Source organism: Pseudoalteromonas sp. ND6B, assembly GCF_000764215.1.
GTDB classification, from domain to species: domain Bacteria; phylum Pseudomonadota; class Gammaproteobacteria; order Enterobacterales; family Alteromonadaceae; genus Pseudoalteromonas; species Pseudoalteromonas tetraodonis.
This window is the reverse complement of sequence record NZ_JQFL01000069.1, coordinates 1-4,154: the sequence shown is the minus strand read 5'-3', so window position 1 is coordinate 4,154 and position 4,154 is coordinate 1. Positions and strand designations below refer to the sequence as shown.

Annotated in this window: 2 rRNA genes; both read right to left on the bottom strand. The window is 49.5% G+C overall.

Annotated elements, in window-relative coordinates:
- Positions 1 to 2,781 (bottom strand): 23S ribosomal RNA (locus ND6B_RS03595); the annotation flags it as partial.
- A gap of 293 nt (positions 2,782 to 3,074) precedes the next feature.
- A 16S ribosomal RNA gene (locus ND6B_RS03600) occupies positions 3,075 to 4,154 on the bottom strand; the annotation flags it as partial.

Below are 4,154 nucleotides of genomic sequence, written 5' to 3'. Positions count from 1 at the left end.
AAAAGTCTAGTGAGAACTCATCTCGAGGCCTGCTTCGCGCTTAGATGCTTTCAGCGCTTATCAGTTCCGAACGTAGCTACCGGGCAATGCCATTGGCATGACAACCCGAACACCAGCGGTTCGTTCACTCCGGTCCTCTCGTACTAGGAGCAACCCCTCTCAATTCTCAAACGCCCACGGCAGATAGGGACCGAACTGTCTCACGACGTTCTAAACCCAGCTCGCGTACCACTTTAAATGGCGAACAGCCATACCCTTGGGACCGACTTCAGCCCCAGGATGTGATGAGCCGACATCGAGGTGCCAAACACCGCCGTCGATATGAACTCTTGGGCGGTATCAGCCTGTTATCCCCGGAGTACCTTTTATCCGTTGAGCGATGGCCCTTCCATTCAGAACCACCGGATCACTATGACCTACTTTCGTACCTGCTCGACGTGTCTGTCTCGCAGTTAAGCTGGCTTCTACCATTACACTAACCGTACGATGTCCGACCGTACTTAGCCAACCTTCGTGCTCCTCCGTTACTCTTTGGGAGGAGACCGCCCCAGTCAAACTACCCACCAGGCACTGTCCGTAACCCCGATTCAGGGGCCAACGTTAGAACATCAAAACTACAAGGGTGGTATTTCAAGGACGACTCCACAAAAACTAGCGTCTCTGCTTCTAAGTCTCCCACCTATCCTACACATGTAGGTTCAATGTTCAGTGCCAAGCTGTAGTAAAGGTTCACGGGGTCTTTCCGTCTAGCCGCGGGTACACAGCATCTTCACTGCGATTTCAATTTCACTGAGTCTCGGGTGGAGACAGCGTGGCCATGGTTACACCATTCGTGCAGGTCGGAACTTACCCGACAAGGAATTTCGCTACCTTAGGACCGTTATAGTTACGGCCGCCGTTTACCGGGGCTTCGATCAAGAGCTTCTCCGAAGATAACCCCATCAATTAACCTTCCGGCACCGGGCAGGTGTCACACCGTATACGTCATCTTGCGATTTTGCACAGTGCTGTGTTTTTAATAAACAGTCCCAGCCACCTGGTCACTGCGGCTCCAATCAGCTTAGAGAGCAAGTCTCATCACCAATCGGAGCGTACCTTCTCCCGAAGTTACGGTACGATTTTGCCTAGTTCCTTCACCCGAGTTCTCTCAAGCGCCTTAGTATTCTCTACCTGACCACCTGTGTCGGTTTGGGGTACGATTCGGTATAATCTGAAGCTTAGAGGCTTTTCCTGGAAGTATGGCATCAGCAACTTCATCACCTTGGTGACTCGTCTCGTGTCTCAGCCTAACAGCAACCCGGATTTACCTAAGTCGCTAGCCTACACACTTTCACATGGACTACCATCGCCATGCTTGCTTAGCCTGCTCCGTCCCCCCATCGCAATTATACCAAGTACGGAAATATTAATCCGTTTCCCATCGACTACGCCTTTCGGCCTCGCCTTAGGGGTCGACTTACCCTACCCTGATTAACATGGGATAGGAACCCTTGGTCTTCCGGCGTGCGGGTTTTTCACCCGCATTATCGTTACTCATGTCAGCATTCGCACTTCTGATACGTCCAGCATACCTCCCGGTACACCTTCAACCGCTTACAGAACGCTCCCCTACCACTCAAAATAAATTTTGAATCCGCAGCTTCGGTGCATAGTTTAGCCCCGTTACATCTTCCGCGCAGACCGACTCGACCAGTGAGCTATTACGCTTTCTTTAAAGGATGGCTGCTTCTAAGCCAACCTCCTGGCTGTCTGGGCCTTTCCACATCGTTTCCCACTTAACTATGACTTTGGGACCTTAGCTGGCGGTCTGGGTTGTTTCCCTCTTCACGACGGACGTTAGCACCCGCCGTGTGTCTCCCGGATATTACTTTACGGTATTCGGAGTTTGCAAAGGGTTGGTAAGTCGGGATGACCCCCTAGCCTTAACAGTGCTCTACCCCCGTAAGTATTCGTCCGAGGCTCTACCTAAATAGATTTCGGGGAGAACCAGCTATCTCCCGGTTTGATTAGCCTTTCACTCCTAACCACAGGTCATCCCCTAACTTTTCAACGTTAGTGGGTTCGGTCCTCCAGTTGATGTTACTCAACCTTCAACCTGCCCATGGCTAGATCACCGGGTTTCGGGTCTATACCTTGCAACTATTCGCCCAGTTAAGACTCGGTTTCCCTACGGCTACCCTAATCGGTTAACCTCGCTACAAAATATAAGTCGCTGACCCATTATACAAAAGGTACGCAGTCACCCAACAAGTGGGCTCCTACTGCTTGTACGTACACGGTTTCAGGTTCTATTTCACTCCCCTCACAGGGGTTCTTTTCGCCTTTCCCTCACGGTACTGGTTCACTATCGGTCAGTTGGGAGTATTTAGCCTTAGATGATGGTCCACCTATATTCAGTCAAAGTTTCACGTGCTCCGACCTACTCGATTTCACTTAAAATGCGTTTTCATGTACGGGACTATCACCCTGTATCGTGGCACTTTCCAGAGCCTTCCATTAACACATAATAAGCTTAAGGGCTGTTCCGATTTCGCTCGCCGCTACTATCGGAATCTCGGTTGATTTCTTTTCCTACGGGTACTTAGATGTTTCAGTTCTCCGCGTTCGCCTCGTTAACCTATGTATTCAGTTAACGATACCTGCAAGCAGGTGGGTTTCCCCATTCGGAAATCCTAGTCTCAAGTGCTTTTTACTAGCTTGACTAGGCTTATCGCAAGTTAATACGTCCTTCATCGCCTCCAACTGCCAAGGCATCCACCGTGTACGCTTAGTCACTTAACCATACAACCCAAACGGGTCTTTGTTGTGTGACAGTTTAACTTCGCCAGAAGTTAATATTGAATACTAAAGTAGATACCAATCAATAAACGAAACGTTTATTAAATGGCACTGAATGATACTGCTATCATTCTTTTTTACTTTTGAAAACTCTGTACAAATACAATGTATTCATACGAATTTTATTATCAGCTTTTCCAAATTTTTAAAGAGCATATTAATTAGTTAACCCAGAGGGTAAAACTAACTAACAACCATCTGTGTGGACACTACGAACAAATAAGTTCTAAATCGTATAAGGAGGTGATCCAGCCCCAGGTTCCCCTAGGGCTACCTTGTTACGACTTCACCCCAGTCATGAATCACTCCGTGGTAAACGTCCTCCCGAGGGTTAGACTATCTACTTCTGGAGCAACCCACTCCCATGGTGTGACGGGCGGTGTGTACAAGGCCCGGGAACGTATTCACCGCGTCATTCTGATACGCGATTACTAGCGATTCCGACTTCATGGAGTCGAGTTGCAGACTCCAATCCGGACTACGACGCACTTTAAGTGATTCGCTTACTCTCGCGAGTTCGCAGCACTCTGTATGCGCCATTGTAGCACGTGTGTAGCCCTACACGTAAGGGCCATGATGACTTGACGTCGTCCCCACCTTCCTCCGGTTTATCACCGGCAGTCTCCTTAGAGTTCTCAGCATTACCTGCTAGCAACTAAGGATAGGGGTTGCGCTCGTTGCGGGACTTAACCCAACATCTCACAACACGAGCTGACGACAGCCATGCAGCACCTGTATCAGAGTTCCCGAAGGCACCAAACTATCTCTAGTAAGTTCTCTGTATGTCAAGTGTAGGTAAGGTTCTTCGCGTTGCATCGAATTAAACCACATGCTCCACCGCTTGTGCGGGCCCCCGTCAATTCATTTGAGTTTTAACCTTGCGGCCGTACTCCCCAGGCGGTCTACTTAATGCGTTAGCTTTGAAAAACAGAACCGAGGTTCCGAGCTTCTAGTAGACATCGTTTACGGCGTGGACTACCAGGGTATCTAATCCTGTTTGCTCCCCACGCTTTCGTACATGAGCGTCAGTGTTGACCCAGGTGGCTGCCTTCGCCATCGGTATTCCTTCAGATCTCTACGCATTTCACCGCTACACCTGAAATTCTACCACCCTCTATCACACTCTAGTTTGCCAGTTCGAAATGCAGTTCCCAGGTTGAGCCCGGGGCTTTCACATCTCGCTTAACAAACCGCCTGCGTACGCTTTACGCCCAGTAATTCCGATTAACGCTCGCACCCTCCGTATTACCGCGGCTGCTGGCACGGAGTTAGCCGGTGCTTCTTCTGTCAGTAACGTCACAGCTAGCAGGTATTAA